This window comes from Pelagibacterium sp., from assembly GCF_048264985.1.
GTDB lineage: Bacteria > Pseudomonadota > Alphaproteobacteria > Rhizobiales > Devosiaceae > Pelagibacterium.
The window spans coordinates 1511967-1527018 of the sequence record NZ_JBLXCL010000001.1; the positions used below are offsets into that span (position 1 = coordinate 1511967).

Sequence of the window (15052 nt, forward strand, 5' to 3'; positions counted from 1 at the left end):
GGAGCGTTCGCAGCAAGAGTGGAAACTTGTTTCGCGGTTGGTGAACGCGAGACGGGGAGAACGATAATGTCGAGTTTGACAGCAGCGTCCCTTCCCACCGCCGATACCGATATCGGGCTTTGGCTCTCCCAGCAGACCGACAAGTCGCTGTTGCGCTTTCTCACCTGTGGCTCGGTTGATGATGGCAAGTCCACCCTCATCGGGCGGCTGCTCTATGACAGCCAATTGATCCTCGATGACCAGTTGGCCACACTCAAGAACGACAGCCGCAACCGCCATGTGGGCGATGAGGGTATCGATTTTTCGCTGCTGGTCGATGGACTGGTCGCCGAGCGTGAGCAGGGCATCACCATCGACGTGGCGTATCGGTTCTTTTCTACTGAGAAGCGCAAGTTCATCGTCGCCGATACGCCCGGTCATGAGCAGTACACAAGGAATATGGCGACCGGAGCCTCCAACGCCGATCTGGCGCTTTTGCTTGTCGACGCACGCAAGGGGCTTTTGACCCAAACCCGCCGCCACAGTTTCATTTTGTCCCTGATCGGGGTCAAACATGTGGTGCTTGTGATCAATAAGATCGACTTGATGGACTATTCGCAAGAGGTGTTCGACAGGATCGTCGCCGAATATACAGCGTTTGCCAAGGATCTGGGTTTTGCTTCACTCGCCGCCGTACCCATCTCGGCGCTGCGCGGTGACAACATTGTCGAAAACTCCAAGCGGACGCCTTGGTACACAGGCGCGCCATTGTTGCCCTATCTCGAAGAGATAGTTGTCCACGAGGATACCACCCAGGCTCCGTTCCGCTTTCCGGTGCAATGGGTCAACCGGCCAAATCTCGACTTCCGCGGCTTTTCCGGCACTATTGCCTCGGGCACAGTCTCGGTGGGTGAAGAGGTACTGGTCGCCGCTTCGCGCAAACCGGCAAAAATTGCGCGTATAGTCACAATGGATGGCGATCATCAGAACGCAATTGCCGGGCAGGCTGTTACGCTGGTGCTCGATCGCGAGATCGATATTTCGCGCGGCGACATGCTGTCTCATCCCGGCCATACTCCCGATTTCTCAAACCAGTTCCAGGCCGAAATCGTCTGGATGGCCGATGAACCCGCCTATCCGGGGCGCTCGTATCTGCTCAAGATCGGTTCGCAGATGGTTCCTGCCATCATTACCGATCTCAAGCATAAGACCAATGTGAACACGCTTGAAAAATCAGCGGCCAAGCGCCTTGACCTCAATGAAGTGGGCACGCTGACACTTGCCACCGACAAAGCAATTGCGTTCGATCCGTACGCGACGAACGGGCTGACCGGCGGCTTCATCCTTATCGACAGGATCAACAATCTTACCTTGGGGGCTGGCACCATAAGCTACGGCTTGCAGCGCGCCCGAAACCTCACCTACCAGACGTTCGACGTCAATCGTGAGGTGCGTGCGCAGCAAAAAGGCCAGCAACCCCAGATCGTCTGGTTCACCGGCCTGTCAGGTTCCGGCAAGTCAACTGTCGCCAACCTTCTGGAAAAGCGTCTGACCGCGGAGGGAAGGCATGTCTATATCCTCGACGGCGACAATGTCAGGCACGGTCTGAACAAGGATCTGGGTTTCACAGACGCTGCACGTGTGGAAAATATCCGCCGGGTTGCCGAGGTCGCAAGGCTCATGGCCGATGCGGGGCTGATCGTGTTGGTTTCGTTCATCTCCCCCTTCCGCAACGAGCGTCGATTGGCGCGCGAAGTGGCCGGCGACATTGCCTTCATCGAAGCTTATGTCGATACCCCGCTCGAAATCTGCGAAGCGCGTGACCCCAAGGGCCTTTACGCCAAGGCCCGCGCCGGTCAGATCACCAATTTCACCGGCATCGACAGCCCGTTTGAAGCGCCTCAAAACCCCGACATCACCCTCAGCGGCGGTCACAAGTCTCCCGAGCAGATGGCCGATGAGATCTATAAACGGATCGCATAAGGCAATGTACGGGGCGTCGGGCGCGTAATGCCGCGCGTGGCGTATCGGCGCGGATAAGCTTGGCTCAGCCGAAGAGGTCGAGGGTCAGTTCAGGCTCAGGAACAGGCTTTGGTTTCGGGCGCGCCTTGGTCTGGCGGGCCTTGGGCTCAGGTACAACCGCCATATTCTCGACCGGCTCTGGATGAGCGGCGTGTTCAGCCGCAGGGGCCGGGGGCGTGGCCCAGTCCCGTAACGGCTTGAGGGCGTCGGGGACCAGCGCATAGAGACGGCGCTGCTTGTCGGGTCTTACCGTCACGACCGCCGCATCGCGCAGCACCTTGAGGTGTTGGGATATCGCTGGTTGGGTGACGTTGGGAAATGCAGCCACAAAGGAACCCGCCGGCAACTCGCCAGCGACCAGCATATCGATCATCTTGCGCCGGGTAGGGTCGGCAACGACAGCAAAAATGTCCATAAGCGCCGATTTATACACTCAGGCGCAGCGCGCAAGACAATCTGGTGCTCTCGCGCCGGAAACCTTGTGGAAATCTACTCAAGCAGCTCAGCCAGCTCATTCAGCGCCTCGTGCCAGGCTTCTATCGAAAATATCCGCGACTCGGGATCGCCATGCGCTTCGGCGATTTCAACGATGGTGATCTCGGTGCTGGTGTCATCGACCGGTCGGAACGTGACAATCAGCGTGCTGTCATGTTCGGCGTCCTCGCCTTCCATGTGCCAAAGCTCGACCAGCTTGCGATCCTGCTCATAACTCGCAACCGTCCCGGTGATGACATGGTTCACCGAAGGTTCGTCGACGTCAGACGTCTCGAAGCGGAATTTGCCGCCCTCGAACGGCTCGAACTCGACGTGCTCGGCCTGCCATTGTTCAAGCAGGGCCGGGTCGGTCCAGGCTGCGAAAAGCTCGTCAGCCGGTGCCGCTATGGTGCGTGAAAGCGTAATGGACTTTTCGGCCTGATCGGTCATGTCAGTCTCCCGTTTTGGGCAGCAATGCAGTGAGAAGTCCGGCCAGCGGCAGGAAAGAGCAAAGCTGAAATACGAAAATGATGCTTGTTGCGTCGGCGACAACGCCGAACACGGCGGCTCCGAGAGCAGCCATGCCAAAGGCAAAGCCGAACATCAAGCCAGCGACCATGCCCACGCGCCCCGGCAAAAGTTCCTGCGCGTAAACGAGAATGGCCGAAAACGCCGACGCAAGGACGAAGCCGATTATCGCCGTCAGAACAATCGAAAGCTCCAGCCCGACATAGGGAAGGGCCAGCGTAAAGGGAAGGGGGCCAAGGATCGAAACCCAGATCACAACCTTGCGGCCCAACCGGTCTCCGACAGGTCCTCCAATCAAAGTCCCGGCCGCCGCAGCGCCCAGAAACACGAACAGGTAGAGTTGGGCCGTGGAGGCCTCCAGACCAAATTTCTCAATAAGAAAAAAAGCGTAAAAGCTGGTCATCGACGCCATATAGACGTTCTTGCTGGTCACCAGTACAGCAAGAATGGCGAAGGCACCGAGCAACTGGTTGCGCGACAGTGCGGCGTACCGTGAGGCCGCGGGCTGGGGCTTTTGCAACCGGTTTTGACCTGCATACCAGGTGCTCACAGCAAACAGTACGGCAATCGCTGTCAGCGCCACGATCGCGAACCATAGCACGCTGCCCTGGCCGCGCGGGATTATGATGAACGCTGCCAAAAGCGGCCCGATTGCCGTCCCCACATTCCCGCCGACCTGAAACAGGGACTGGGCAAAACCGAGCTTGCCGCCCGAAGCCATGCGCGCCACGCGAGACGATTCTGGATGAAAAATCGAAGATCCCACGCCGATCAACGCCGCTGCGAGCAGCAGCATGGGGAAGCTCGACGCTATGGAAAGGACCACCAGCCCGGTGAGGGTAGAACACATGGCGATCGGCAGGGAAAACGGTTTTGGGTATTTGTCGGTGTAGTGGCCGACAACTGGTTGCAGAAGGGACGCAGTGAGCTGATTGACCAGCGTGATCAAGCCGATCTGGGTAAAGTCGAGCGCATAGATTTCGCGGAGCAACGGATACACTGCCGGCAGCAACGCCTGCATCAAATCGTTGAGCATGTGCGAAAAGCTGATTGCGAACAGGACCCACATGGACGCGGTCTGTCGCGCGGGCGGATGTGCCGCAGTCGTCGCAGTCATTGAACAATTCCGGAAAGTAGGCGGCGTGGGTGTCGACGCCGCGCCCGTTTTCCAGAAGCGTTACGTCCGGCCCGCTGGTTCGTCAAGCGAGCCGGACGTTAAGTCTAGAGGTTGGTCGGGTTATCGCTCTTGAGGTCTTGCGCCTCAACATGGTCCACCTGTTCCTCCAGTGGCGGATCGTTGCGCGTTTTCCAGAGCGAGTAGACGACGCCTGAAGCAAGGATCGAGATGGTCACGATGAGCGACAGCAGCGTGTCGATATGGATATGCAGCGGCACGAGGAAGATCTTGATCCCCACCAGAATGAGAACGATGGCCAGTGCCGTCTGAAGATACCTGAAGCGTGCCATGGCTGCCGAAAGTGCAAAGAACAGGGCGCGTAGTCCTAGAACGGCAAATACGTTTGACGTGTAGACGATGAATGGATCCTGCGTGATCGCAAATATCGCCGGAACCGAATCGACGGCGAAGATCACGTCGACGATTTCGACCATCAGCAGGGCAACTGCCAGCGGCGTAAGCCAGAGCACGAGCTTCCCTGTCTTGGGGTGCGGTTTTTCAACGACGAACTTGTTGCCGTGAAACTGCGGCGTGATCCGGAAATGCTTGCGTAGGAATTTGAGGATCTTGTTGTTCTCGATGTCCTCGCCCTCTTCGACCTTGGTGAACATTTTCACCCCGGTGAAGATGAGAAAGCCGCCAAACAGGAACAGGATCGGCTCAAATGAGCGGACCAGTGCAACACCCGCGCCGATAAGGATGGCCCGGAATAGCAGCACTCCGATAATGCCCCAGAACAGCACGCGGTGCTGATAGATGCGGGGCACGCCCAGAAACGCGAAAATCGTTGCGATGACGAAGATGTTGTCCATCGCAAGCGACTGCTCGATGATATAGCCGGTGAAATATTCCAGCCCGGCATCCGCGCCGCGCACAATCCACACCCATCCACCGAATGCCACGGCAACCGCGACATAAAAACCATAGAGAACAAAGCTCTCTTTGGCGCTGATCTCTTTTTGCTCCTTATGCAGGAAGCCGAGATCGAAGATCATGATCGCCAGGACGATCACGATGAAAACAACCCAGAACCAGGCAGGTGTATCCAGGAACGGGGTCGACATAAACGAAGCGAGATTTTCCATCGCCGGGACCTTCTCCATGTAAAAGTGGAGCAGTTCCGACATCACGTAGCGATCAAAGGCGCTACGCCAGAGGGGCCCGGCACTGCGCGGCAAGATATACGCCCTTTTTTGCGCGGTTAAAAGGGCAGCCGTGGTCCGTGCCTAAAGGCCGTGTTTTTCGAGCGTTTCGTTGTATTCGTCCATGAGTGTTTCCCGGTCGCGCCCCGAATCCCACCCTGCATCGATCTTCGCCTTGATTGCGGGGTCGAGCGCCTCCCACTTGGCTTCCCAATCCTCGCTATTGGCAATCCAGTACCCGATCAGCTCGTAGCGCTGGGGTGGAAACCCAAGTTCCTTGCGCACGAATTTTCGGATGCCGCGCACGACCTTTTGCTCGCCTGCCACCCACACATAGCCGGGCGTGGCTGGCAGGGGCACTGAGCGCACGATCTCTTCGAGGCGGCTGGGCGCCACGCCGTTGCCGCACCCATGCAGCCAAGTCACCGTCGCCGCTTCATGGAGAGGCAGGATCTGCTCGTCCTGCGCCTGGGCCACTTCCACGAATACCCGTGATTGCACATGCTGCGGCGTCTGTTCGAGAATACGAGACAACGCGGGCAGGCCCGTCGCATCGGCAACCAGCAATTGCCAGGCGAGGTCGCTTGGCGGGTCGTAAAGCCCGCGTGGTTTGTTGATGGTTATGTGAGCGCCCAATGGGGCGTTTTGTGCCCATTCGCTGGCCAGTCCACCCGCATGAACGACAAAGTCGATGTCGATGGTGATATCATCGCCGTTTTCGACGTAGCGCCTGACTGTGTAGGTCGAACACAAGATCGAATCCTGCCCGTCGGGGTAAGTCCAGCGGCCATCGTCCGAAATGTGGGGTAGGTGTAGTTTTCCGGTCTCGGAATTCGGAAAGAACAGCCGCAGATATTCGTCGGCGATCCCGGTCGAGCGAAACGTGCGCAAACCCTCGCCCCCAAATGTCAGCCGCACCATTCCCGGCGTAAGAACCTGCCGGTCAAGCAGCGTCACATCGTAAAACATTTTTTCCATTGCGGTCTCCGGCGCCTTGGCGTCTTACGCAATGGCCATAATTTATCATGAGTGTATTAGTCAACAATTATGCGCCGACAAAGATTCCCTTTCGGGCGCGGCGCAAGAGGGGCGGGCCAACATATTTTGGCACGCCAACAGCGACTATCGAGAAAAAGAAAAATGGCTCCCCGGGCCGGTGTGATTGAAAGACCGAACCGAATGCCGTGACCCATGAAAAGTTCTTGTATTCCAAGAGGGTAGGGGAGCTGCCCCAAATCACGTTTACACGCTTGGTGTACCTCTAGCGTTAGCTTTGGTGTACCTCTGTGTCAACAGCTTCACTCATTGAAGAATACGGAACGTCTCAGATTGTGCCTCCCACTCGCGAATTGCCGCCGCAACTGCGCCTGTATCGAAGTGATGAAACTGGTATACCAATCGGAGGTGCATCTCCACTTCTTGGCCCGTAGTTTGCTGTTTACCCCTTGACCCCAACGCTTCCCTCAAGGAAATGCCGAGCGCGACACAGAAGTCGTGCCCGTTGGTGATTTGCCAGAGATCGTGGTTTTCCTCCTCTTCTGCAGCCATGACACTAAGCATTGCCTCTACAGCCTCCCGAGTTAATCCGGTCTTCTTTAGCGCTTTGGCGGCGTACATACCACGGTTTACTTTAAAGGGACTGTAGCAAGGGTCCCATTCCAAGTCAGATAGGGAGCATGTGATTACTCCTCTGCGATTGCAGAGGCGCGCACACGAAATGGGATGCAGTGCCTCAAGAACAAATTCCAGCACCGCCTGTGCACCACCCAAGGCCGCAATTTTTTCATGATCTCCTGCTTCTTCCAAGTATGCGAAAAAAGCGCCCGATCGAATGCAGTCAAGATCGAAGTCGTGTGTCTCTGAATATATGAGATTTGCGGAATGTTGGAGATCATTGGTAAATCGATCGAAGTCCGCATCAGCCAATGCAAGCGCGCCAGCGAAGTCATAGTGATCAACTAGCTCAAGTACTCGCAGCAGCTTCGGCTTGCCCCAGCAATTCACCGTTGAACAATCCTCAACGAGGAACTTCGAGAACCTACGTATGTCGGTGATGCCCTCAAGCAGAAGAAACGCGCCCCTGTGAGCCTGTCGCTCCATACGAATTTCGGCAAAAATATCTTCAGGGTCAAGGTGTTGGGCAATAGATATCATCTGGTGGCACCGCCTAGGCCACCTTCTTCGACATCACCTAGCTCTACCACTAGGTCCGCCCATCTACCGATTAGCTGTGGAGAGTGCGTGGCGAGGACAACGTCAAAGTTATTTAATTCAATGATATTCATTAGATCGGAAATGAATTTCTTCTGCCACGCTACATGGAGAGAAATCTCTGGCTCGTCTATCAATATGAGAGAATTTTTGCCGATCTGAAAAAGAAGTTCGAAGAATAGAACCAGTTGATGTTGCTCTCCACTCGAAAGCGCCTCGATGGGGACATCTCTTCCTTCAAACTCAACTTTTATACCTTTAGTCTTGTTAACGACGACATTCTTTCTCCCAAATCGCGATGCCATTAGTCCTTTGAACAAATTGATTTTGTTGTAAAGCTCGTCGAGGGTGGCTAATTTTTCTTTGTTGTCCTTGATGTAAACGCGAAGAACCTGAGCAATGGCTCCTTCTACGGGCGCTGCAGGCAGTCCCATCGCCATGTCGTTCTCGACATCCAGGATGCCAACTTCTGTCAGTTCTTGACGGCGAGCGTCGAGCGACCGCAGTTCCCCTTCTACGTCAACAACATCATAGCCGCTTTGAGACGCTATTACACGCCGAGGAAACGACCGGTCGAGTGACTGAGACATCACTGCGTACCGATTGATCTGATCGGAAATGATCTTCCTCAGCGCCTCAGCCTTCTGGGAAATTGCATACAGTAGAGGGCGTCTTCGGCTCGCACTGCCGTACCGCTCCTCCTCTAAGTCATTGAAAATGAAAAGACGCTGCGTTTCGATCAGTTTACAGTTCATCTGTGAGATAAACTTTTCGATCGTGGCGTTGCGATCGCCCGTAGGGCGGCGTGTCATCTTGGATGGAAGATACTCACGATAGACTTGCAGTAGCTCACTAGCAGTAAATCGCTGATCAGTTCGGGTATCGACCCACAAGCTGCTTGAAATGCGGGTCACATGTGGGATGTACCGCTCGATCATCGAGAGCGGAATTTCTGGTACCGATGGTCGCCAATTAATAGGTTTGGCGTCAGGACGGGAAAAATTAACACTTACGCTGCGTGGGGCTTCGTCACTGATTAAATCGGGCTGATGGGCGTTTTTGGTGATTGTGATCACGCTGCCATCTGTGAAACAAAACACGCATCGGCGAAAATCAGTTGCCTCGAATATTGACCAGTTGCTGTGAAAAAGCGCGTCAATCAATCTCAAGCAAATAGTTTTTCCGCTTCCGTTAGGGGCGATCAATGCCGTAACGTGGCTCTTTAGAGCCCAACCCGAAAAGAGTTGAGCAGTTTCAGCAGGTTGTGATTCAGTTCGGTTGTGAGACTGAACGGAGAACACAATGGCCTGGACCGAAACTGCCCGACGCGAGTATGCGCGACGTGGGCGTCGTTATTCAAGTGACCTTACCGACCATGAATGGGCGATCATCGTGCCCTTGATGCCACCTGCACGGTCTATCGGCCGGCCACGAACCACTGATTTGCGGTCCGTGATGGATGCTGTGCTCTATATGGCTTCGAGCGGCTGCCAATGGAGCCTGCTGCCTGGAGAATTCCCGCCACCCTCGACGGTGCAGCGCTATTTCTATGACTGGCGTGACACCGGTTTGCTCGCCATCATCAACCACCACCTGGTGATGGTCGCCCGCGAGATCGAAGGGCGAGAGGCCTCACCCTCAGCGGGGGTGATCGACAGCCAAAGCGTCAAGACGACCGAAAGCGGCGGCATCCGGGGCTATGATGCAGGAAAGAAGATCAAGGGTCGCAAGCGCCATATCGTCACCGACACGCTCGGCTTGATGGTGGGGCTGGTCGTCCACAGTGCCGACGTTCAGGATCGAGATGGTGCTGCCACCGTGCTCCAATCGATCCGTTCGAGCTTTCCGTGGCTGCGCCATGTCTTTGCCGATGGCGGCTATGCTGGCCCCAAACTACGCGGTTCACTGGCCAAGATAGGCCACTGGGACCTGCAGATCGTCAAACGCTCCGATACTGCCAAGGGGTTTGAGCTCTTGCCGCGCCGATGGGTCGTAGAACGCACCTTCGCATGGTTGGGACGCTGTCGGCGCTTGGCCAAAGACTGGGAGAGATCCGTCGCTAGCGCCCAAGCATGGATCTTCATCGCACACATTCGAATTCTCACAAGGCGCATCGCAAGGCATTGCAATTGCTCATAGAGTTTCGAGTCGGGCTCTTAGGTTAAGCGGAATGAAATACGAAAATTCGCCGTATAGATTTTCGATTTCAAATGTCGACAGACGAACACTACCAATCCCTGCTTCGCCCGCTGCGGTTTCAGCCATGTCGCCCCCCGATTAGATGTTGGCCAAAAACGATGAGCGCAACCAATCGATCACGCTTTGTCTAAACTGGTCAGACGAAAACTGTAGATCGATCGGGCTACATCCGTCTAGCCATTACGGGGGTTCTCCCCAGTCGACGAGCCTGATCGATCAGATATTAACGTCGACCTTCATTTTTGCGACGGTCCGCAGGTTGTGTGGAGGGTCCAAATGGATGTCTGCAAAAGGCTATAGACACACCGCCTTAAGCTGGTGCGTCGGATGCCACGCGGTAAACCGTCGACCGCGCTACATTGAACCTCCTGGCCACCACAGCCGGCTTATCACCAGCGGCCAGCGCGGCCCGTATGGCATCTCCGTCAACGCTTGCGGGCCGTCCCTTATAGCGGCCCTCAGCCTTTGCCTTGGCAATTCCTTCAAGCTGCCGCTCTTTCCGAAGGTCGGTTTCGAACTCCGCAATCGCCCCCAGCATGTTGAACAGCAGCTTTCCTGTAGCCGTCGAGGTATCTATCTGCTGTTCGGTGACAATGAGGTCTACACCCTTGCCCTCCAATTCCTGAGCGATGGCTTGGAGATCGCCCACAGAACGCGCTAGGCGGTCTAGGCGGGTCACCACTATGGCGTCCCCTTTGCGAGCAAAGCGGATAGCCTCAGCGAGCTTGGGACGACCATCCCGGCTGGTGCCGCTGGCCTTGTCGATGAACATCTCCTCCGCTCCATTGCGGGTGAGGATGTCCACTTGGGCAGCTTCGTTCTGGCCAGTTGATGAGACGCGGGCGTAACCGATTTTCATGTGAGAACCTGTGTCCGAAAAGGTCTTAGAGGAAATCGGAATACCGTCCGATAAATCGAAAGTCAATCCTATTCGGACAAAAAGGACAGGCAAGCCGATGTCCCTTGTGGGTATACCTTATGGGACGAGACTGGTTTGGGAAGAAAGATTCCGCTACTATCCAACGAATTAACGAGAATTGGTGGGGAAGATGGAAGGTTTCTCAAGGCAGCGACGTGCGAAATCGGGCGGGAAAGCCTTGAAATTCTTGGGTCTTGACCTGAAGGACGGCAAGGTGGTGATCAGCGCCGAAGAGGGTGTGAAGGGAGCTGGTGTTTACTTGGAAATCGAGCTAGCGACCGATGACATCATAGGCTTGGTAAAGCTCGCGTCACCTAAGAACCAGTTGCTTCGTCTCGGGATTTCAGCGGCGATTGCTGAAGCGGAATACGGAGACGCGCAGCCAAAGCAGCCTCTGCGGACACGTTGAGCCGCCTCTTTGCCCGTGAAGCCCCTGACGAGGAACACGAAGCCGTCCTTGGTCATGTCCACTGAGCGGCGCATCTCGCCCTTGCCATCCCGATAATCAACCGACGCAAAATTGCGCTCGTTGAAGGGGACGCTGCATTCGACCCCGTCGATGGCCCGCAGCACGTCCGCGTGACGCTTCCCGAACAGCGCCGCTACGTGGCGACTGTTGGTGGTCTCCTTGCCCCGCATAGAGGTGACTACGGGTTGAGTGAGGGAGGTGCTGGTCATGTCCCGTGGTCGGGCACCTCAGTTGACAAGAGGCTGACCGTACCCTTTAGAGGAGGTCATTCGCCAGTTTGGCATTGAGGGAGGGGACCTTGTTTTCAAACATATCGCGCATCTTGGCCATGCTGGCCCTCGTATTGGGTTTGTTCCGGCTTGCACTAGGTTTTGCAATCGCAACTGGAGTCATCGGACCCTATGAGCAGGCGCTTGCTCGATACACCACGTCATCGTCTTCTGGCGAAGTGATAGACCAAGCTGCCTTCGTCATAGTCTTTGCACTGGCGCTAGGAACACTAGCTGAGATTGGCAGAGCGGTTCGGAAGCTGGCTGAAAACTAGGCCACGACCAAAGGGGAAACGCGGCATGGGGGAGACCCTGTTGGAAAAGACCACCACGAGCCCCATCATTTCCACCAAGAGGCACCCCGAGGGGGGGTGCTCGGTCTGGTTATTCGATCTTGCCGTCTCACATTTTTGGTAATTTTTATTCCGTGTACCTTTGGGGCACCCTTAAGGGGACGACTTAAGAAGGACCGGGCGGTGACCTGACCAGCTCTATAAGAACCAGCTTATCAAGGAGGGCCAAGGTTATGACCCCCTCCCTGAGCGCATGAGAATATGATCGAGGGGAATGGTGGTGGTGGGTGAAACTTCAGTCCACTTCAAGGACCACAGGGCAAACCTCAGCTCACCCCCACATAACCCTAAGGTAACCACCCGGGGGCCTCCTACTGTGAGGGGTAATTGGCATACAGAATGTGGTGCTTTTCCGAGGGTGAGGTCTACTATATGTAGACGAGGACGGTAAATCACGTAGCGGCATCCCCTGCAGTACATCAGCCCCCACGAACCACGGCTCGCCGTCCATCATCAGGACGCGCAGCTCAAGGCTAGCGAAATCGAATGCCCGGAGCCCACTCTCGGAGGTAACGTCGAGGGGCTTGAAGGTGGTCGTCATAGGAAGGCTTTCTGTGGCCCGAAACACCCAGCCGAAGAAGCTACAAATTGATAGAATTGTGAAACGGCAACACAGCCCCTTCGTGATAGCATCGTCGAAATACTTGGGGGACACATGAAACCGTTTATAGCCAGCCTCGCCCTTGCATGCTGCCTCGCGTTCAGCAGCCCGGCATCGTCTCAGTCAACCATTCGGTCGTTGCCAATGCAGGACCGGGTGCTGGAGGGGTACTTTGCCCAGATCACCTATAGGGACCTTTTCAATTCCGGTGGCGTCCCGCTTGCCAATCCGTGGCAGGTGTTAAGGCAGGACCGGGCCAACTAGCATCGCTTTGGGTATCGTGACCCACTTGACCAATGGGACAGCTTCTTTGGCTCGGATGCCAATAGGGCGATCATGGAGGGGATGCTAAATCGAGGCACAATCACCCCCCAAGCCGCCCGTGACATCATGAGTGGAGAGGCTCTCGTCTGGGTCGAAATACACGGTACCGGCTCGACGGGCCGCTCGATACACGTGACCGTGGCCAGATGATCGACACGCGAACTCCAGCGCCTTCGCCCCGGTGAGCCTCGGCGGGCAGCATGAGGCCGCCCTCCAGAGCCGGTTGCCAGTGCATCCTTATGTGTCGACCGTCACGGGTCGCTCAGGCAGACCGTATATATGCCTCCCGGGAAAGGTCGGTATTCTGCCCCGATGTCCTCGAATAGAGCTTGAAGCTCAGCCCTACGTTGGGCGCTGGAAGGCTCCTCCACTACACCCAGCACCCCTTCGGCGCTTTCACATGCCTGCAGCGATGAGAACTGGAGATGGTCGATGGCGACTGATGAAGTATCAGGCCCGATGATCATCATCACGAGGGTCGCGGCGATCTTAACTTCCATCACGACCTCCCGAGCGTTGTGCCAACTTTCGGCTCAATTGAGAGTACGCCCTGGACACGCCCAAGGTAGAATGACCAGTCACGCTGTCCGGTGCGCCCGTGACCAATCCCGATGCTGACTTCGCGCCACTCGATAAAGGCGCTGACGCGGGTAAATGGGAGCCGAATGAAGATGCCCGAAGTGGACCCGCCAAGGCCATTGCTGAAGTGGCGGCTGGCGAACTCCCGAAAGTCCTCGCGCACGTTGAAGACCAGACCGGAGAGAAAAGAGATAAGACCGCGCATGGAAAGCCCCTAAGTTTCGCGGTGGCGCTGCCCGCTTTCGGGAAGCGTGAGGTGAGCCCTCAGGGGGACGCGTGGGAGTCGTGAAGTCGTCGCGCTGGGATGAGCTACCAGCTGCGCTTAACGCCGCCCCATGCGCCCGCCAAAGGGCTCCTAAAGCTGGCTGTTGAAGTCTTCGGTGAATTCGGAAATGGCTTTCAGCTTGGCCGTTATCTCCGGCGCAAGTGCGGCCTCTAGCGCTTCCTGAGCGAGGAGAAGGCGAGCATATTCACCGCCGTAGGTTTCGCCTGACTTTCCAGCTGTGTGCCCCATCACGAGATCAACGGTGTAGGGCTGGACCTTGGCCAACTCCAGTCTGTCGTCAATGCGATGACGTAGCGAGTAGGGGACAATCTTTTTACGAGGTACGCAGGCACGTACGTGCTTCCCCAACGCCGCCGAAAGCTGTCCGGCCCGCCCTCACGGAAATAGGCAGAGAACAGACCTTTGCTGGAACCAGCGAGGGCAACTGCTTCCCGCGCGGCCATGAGCGCGTCACCCAACAGGGGCACCTTGCGTCGGGAAGAGAGTGTTTTTACTCGCCTGACCTCATGCCATTCGACATCGATGTGTGGAATAGCGTGGCGTACATAGACGTCTTCCACCCGCAATCCTGCGACTTCGCTTGGGCGGCATCCCGTCATTTCCAGAATGCGCCATATGAGCTGAATGTCAGTCCGTGCCATCGAAAGAACCCGGGCGCGGGTCTTCTCAAGCTCCTGTTCAGTGAAGGAGTCTCTGTTTTTGTTGCCCGGTGTGGCTTGCTCCTTATTGCCCACAGGTAAGCTGAGGAAATGATTATGGACTTTTCCGGTCAGCTCAAGTTCTCTGATCGCTACGTTCAGCATGGAGCGTACAGTGTTGAGGTATCGCTTGGCGGACTCAATCGTGCGCCCATCGAGCAGACAATCACGTACGGCGCGGGCATCGGCACGGCTTATGCTGGCAAGCGGACGCTCTGGTGTGAGAACAGGACTGATGAGCTTGAAAATATTGTCGAGCTGGAGCTTCGCCTTCTTGTCATCCTTAATGTTCTCAGAGAGGTAGACCCGCCGAGCATCTTCGAGGGTTGCCTTCGGCTTCGCAGGTTCGGCACCTCGCGCCAGAACCTGAAGCAAGGCCTTATCAGACTGACTGACCCCGATTGGATGATCATCCTCATCACGCTGGTATTTCGCTAAGATATCCTCAGCGATGACGTCCCGTGCAAGGTCCTCCGGGTCGTCTGGTCCGCCGCGCCCCGTCCAGTCGTTACTCAATCCAAAAGACGCTGCAATCGACAGGGCATGTTTATATAGGTCGAGAGCGGTAGGGGATGCGTTTTCCACAGGCTGTGCCGCCCGTGCCAAGATCGCTTCTGCTTGCTTGTGGATTTGGCCGTAGCGGCTCAGTGCGAGCGCCTTGGTACTTCCCAGAGGAAAAACGAGTTCGCCCTTGCCAAGAGCTGATTTGAGGGCAGGTGGCACCTTACGGCGATACCGCCAACTATTCCCGCGCTGCTGTAGATATGGCACGTCCATAATCACGTCAGTGTACCCCTCGGTGTACCTTTAAGTGTACCTCGG

Annotated in this window: 16 protein-coding genes; 3 read left to right on the plus strand and 13 right to left on the minus strand. The window is 56.2% G+C overall.

What is annotated here, in order from left to right; translation table 11 throughout:
• Window positions 1–66 precede the first annotated feature (66 nt).
• Window positions 67–1962, plus strand: coding sequence for a sulfate adenylyltransferase subunit CysN (gene cysN / locus ACN0TA_RS07460; RefSeq protein WP_417581343.1), 1896 nt, complete (start codon window positions 67–69; stop codon window positions 1960–1962).
• Between the two features lie 64 nt (window positions 1963–2026).
• Here the strand turns inward: cysN and ACN0TA_RS07465 are convergent, their stop codons facing one another.
• The 7 genes from ACN0TA_RS07465 to ACN0TA_RS07495 all read right to left on the minus strand — a co-directional run bounded on the left by ACN0TA_RS07465 (window position 2027) and on the right by ACN0TA_RS07495 (window position 8834).
• The gene (locus ACN0TA_RS07465) at window positions 2027–2416 is read right to left on the minus strand and encodes an ArsR/SmtB family transcription factor (RefSeq protein ID WP_417581345.1); all 390 of its coding nucleotides are present in this window, start codon (window positions 2414–2416) and stop codon (window positions 2027–2029) included.
• 74 nt (window positions 2417–2490) lie between these two features.
• Complete coding sequence (locus ACN0TA_RS07470; RefSeq protein ID WP_417581347.1) at window positions 2491–2925, minus strand: SRPBCC family protein; 435 nt, start codon at window positions 2923–2925, stop codon at window positions 2491–2493.
• 1 nt (window position 2926) lies between these two features.
• Window positions 2927–4120: an MFS transporter gene (locus tag ACN0TA_RS07475; RefSeq protein WP_417581349.1), complete on the minus strand. Its 1194-nt coding sequence runs from the start codon at window positions 4118–4120 to the stop codon at window positions 2927–2929.
• Between the two features lie 104 nt (window positions 4121–4224).
• Window positions 4225–5265, minus strand: coding sequence for a TerC family protein (locus ACN0TA_RS07480; protein WP_417581351.1), 1041 nt, complete (start codon window positions 5263–5265; stop codon window positions 4225–4227).
• 141 nt (window positions 5266–5406) lie between these two features.
• Window positions 5407–6300, minus strand: coding sequence for a siderophore-interacting protein (locus ACN0TA_RS07485; RefSeq protein ID WP_417581353.1), 894 nt, complete (start codon window positions 6298–6300; stop codon window positions 5407–5409).
• 324 nt (window positions 6301–6624) lie between these two features.
• Window positions 6625–7476: a hypothetical protein gene (locus ACN0TA_RS07490; RefSeq protein WP_417581355.1), complete on the minus strand. Its 852-nt coding sequence runs from the start codon at window positions 7474–7476 to the stop codon at window positions 6625–6627.
• Window positions 7473–8834, minus strand: coding sequence for an AAA family ATPase (locus ACN0TA_RS07495; RefSeq protein WP_417581357.1), 1362 nt, complete (start codon window positions 8832–8834; stop codon window positions 7473–7475). The genes ACN0TA_RS07490 and ACN0TA_RS07495 overlap by 4 nt, the downstream gene beginning before the upstream one ends.
• Window position 8835: 1 nt before the next feature.
• Between ACN0TA_RS07495 and ACN0TA_RS07500 the strand changes: the two genes are divergently transcribed.
• A complete protein-coding gene (locus ACN0TA_RS07500) occupies window positions 8836–9672 on the plus strand; it encodes an IS5 family transposase (protein WP_417581359.1) in 837 nt (278 codons plus the stop codon).
• A 370-nt stretch (window positions 9673–10042) separates the two neighbouring features.
• On the opposite strand, the gene ACN0TA_RS07505 is transcribed toward ACN0TA_RS07500, so the two are convergent.
• Together ACN0TA_RS07505 and ACN0TA_RS07510 are read right to left on the minus strand one after the other, a co-directional pair.
• Entirely contained in the window at window positions 10043–10591 is a 549-nt protein-coding gene (locus tag ACN0TA_RS07505) for a recombinase family protein (RefSeq protein ID WP_417581361.1), read from the minus strand.
• Window positions 10592–10906: 315 nt separating this feature from the next.
• Entirely contained in the window at window positions 10907–11329 is a 423-nt protein-coding gene (locus tag ACN0TA_RS07510; protein WP_417581363.1) for a Rha family transcriptional regulator, read from the minus strand.
• 89 nt (window positions 11330–11418) lie between these two features.
• Between ACN0TA_RS07510 and ACN0TA_RS07515 the strand changes: the two genes are divergently transcribed.
• Window positions 11419–11664: a hypothetical protein gene (locus ACN0TA_RS07515; RefSeq protein ID WP_417581365.1), complete on the plus strand. Its 246-nt coding sequence runs from the start codon at window positions 11419–11421 to the stop codon at window positions 11662–11664.
• Window positions 11665–12918: 1254 nt separating this feature from the next.
• Here the strand turns inward: ACN0TA_RS07515 and ACN0TA_RS07520 are convergent.
• The 4 genes from ACN0TA_RS07520 to ACN0TA_RS07535 all read right to left on the minus strand — a co-directional run bounded on the left by ACN0TA_RS07520 (window position 12919) and on the right by ACN0TA_RS07535 (window position 15013).
• Complete coding sequence (locus ACN0TA_RS07520; RefSeq protein ID WP_417581367.1) at window positions 12919–13167, minus strand: hypothetical protein; 249 nt, start codon at window positions 13165–13167, stop codon at window positions 12919–12921.
• On the minus strand, window positions 13167–13451 hold the full coding sequence (locus ACN0TA_RS07525) for a hypothetical protein (protein WP_417581369.1): 285 nt from the start codon (window positions 13449–13451) through the stop codon (window positions 13167–13169). The genes ACN0TA_RS07520 and ACN0TA_RS07525 overlap by 1 nt, the downstream gene beginning before the upstream one ends.
• Window positions 13452–13601: 150 nt before the next feature.
• Entirely contained in the window at window positions 13602–13760 is a 159-nt protein-coding gene (locus tag ACN0TA_RS07530) for a hypothetical protein (RefSeq protein WP_417581371.1), read from the minus strand.
• A complete protein-coding gene (locus ACN0TA_RS07535; RefSeq protein WP_417581373.1) occupies window positions 13760–15013 on the minus strand; it encodes a hypothetical protein in 1254 nt (417 codons plus the stop codon). Before ACN0TA_RS07535 ends, ACN0TA_RS07530 begins: the two co-directional genes overlap by 1 nt.
• Window positions 15014–15052: the final 39 nt, after the last annotated feature.

Excerpts from the sequence above, each read along its gene's own strand:
- ACN0TA_RS07465 (WP_417581345.1), bottom strand. The coding sequence starts at position 2,416 with ATGGACATTTTTGCTGTCGTTGCCGACCCTACCCGGCGCAAGATGATC.
- cysN (WP_417581343.1), top strand. The coding sequence starts at position 67 with ATGTCGAGTTTGACAGCAGCGTCCCTTCCCACCGCCGATACCGATATC.
- ACN0TA_RS07475 (WP_417581349.1), bottom strand. The coding sequence starts at position 4,120 with ATGACTGCGACGACTGCGGCACATCCGCCCGCGCGACAGACCGCGTCC.
- ACN0TA_RS07510 (WP_417581363.1), bottom strand. The coding sequence starts at position 11,329 with ATGACCAGCACCTCCCTCACTCAACCCGTAGTCACCTCTATGCGGGGC.
- ACN0TA_RS07480 (WP_417581351.1), bottom strand. The coding sequence starts at position 5,265 with ATGGAAAATCTCGCTTCGTTTATGTCGACCCCGTTCCTGGATACACCT.
- ACN0TA_RS07490 (WP_417581355.1), bottom strand. The coding sequence starts at position 7,476 with ATGATATCTATTGCCCAACACCTTGACCCTGAAGATATTTTTGCCGAA.
- ACN0TA_RS07505 (WP_417581361.1), bottom strand. The coding sequence starts at position 10,591 with ATGAAAATCGGTTACGCCCGCGTCTCATCAACTGGCCAGAACGAAGCT.
- ACN0TA_RS07525 (WP_417581369.1), bottom strand. The coding sequence starts at position 13,451 with ATGCGCGGTCTTATCTCTTTTCTCTCCGGTCTGGTCTTCAACGTGCGC.
- ACN0TA_RS07470 (WP_417581347.1), bottom strand. The coding sequence starts at position 2,925 with ATGACCGATCAGGCCGAAAAGTCCATTACGCTTTCACGCACCATAGCG.
- ACN0TA_RS07485 (WP_417581353.1), bottom strand. The coding sequence starts at position 6,300 with ATGGAAAAAATGTTTTACGATGTGACGCTGCTTGACCGGCAGGTTCTT.
- ACN0TA_RS07500 (WP_417581359.1), top strand. The coding sequence starts at position 8,836 with ATGGCCTGGACCGAAACTGCCCGACGCGAGTATGCGCGACGTGGGCGT.
- ACN0TA_RS07530 (WP_417581371.1), bottom strand. The coding sequence starts at position 13,760 with ATGGGGCACACAGCTGGAAAGTCAGGCGAAACCTACGGCGGTGAATAT.
- ACN0TA_RS07520 (WP_417581367.1), bottom strand. The coding sequence starts at position 13,167 with ATGGAAGTTAAGATCGCCGCGACCCTCGTGATGATGATCATCGGGCCT.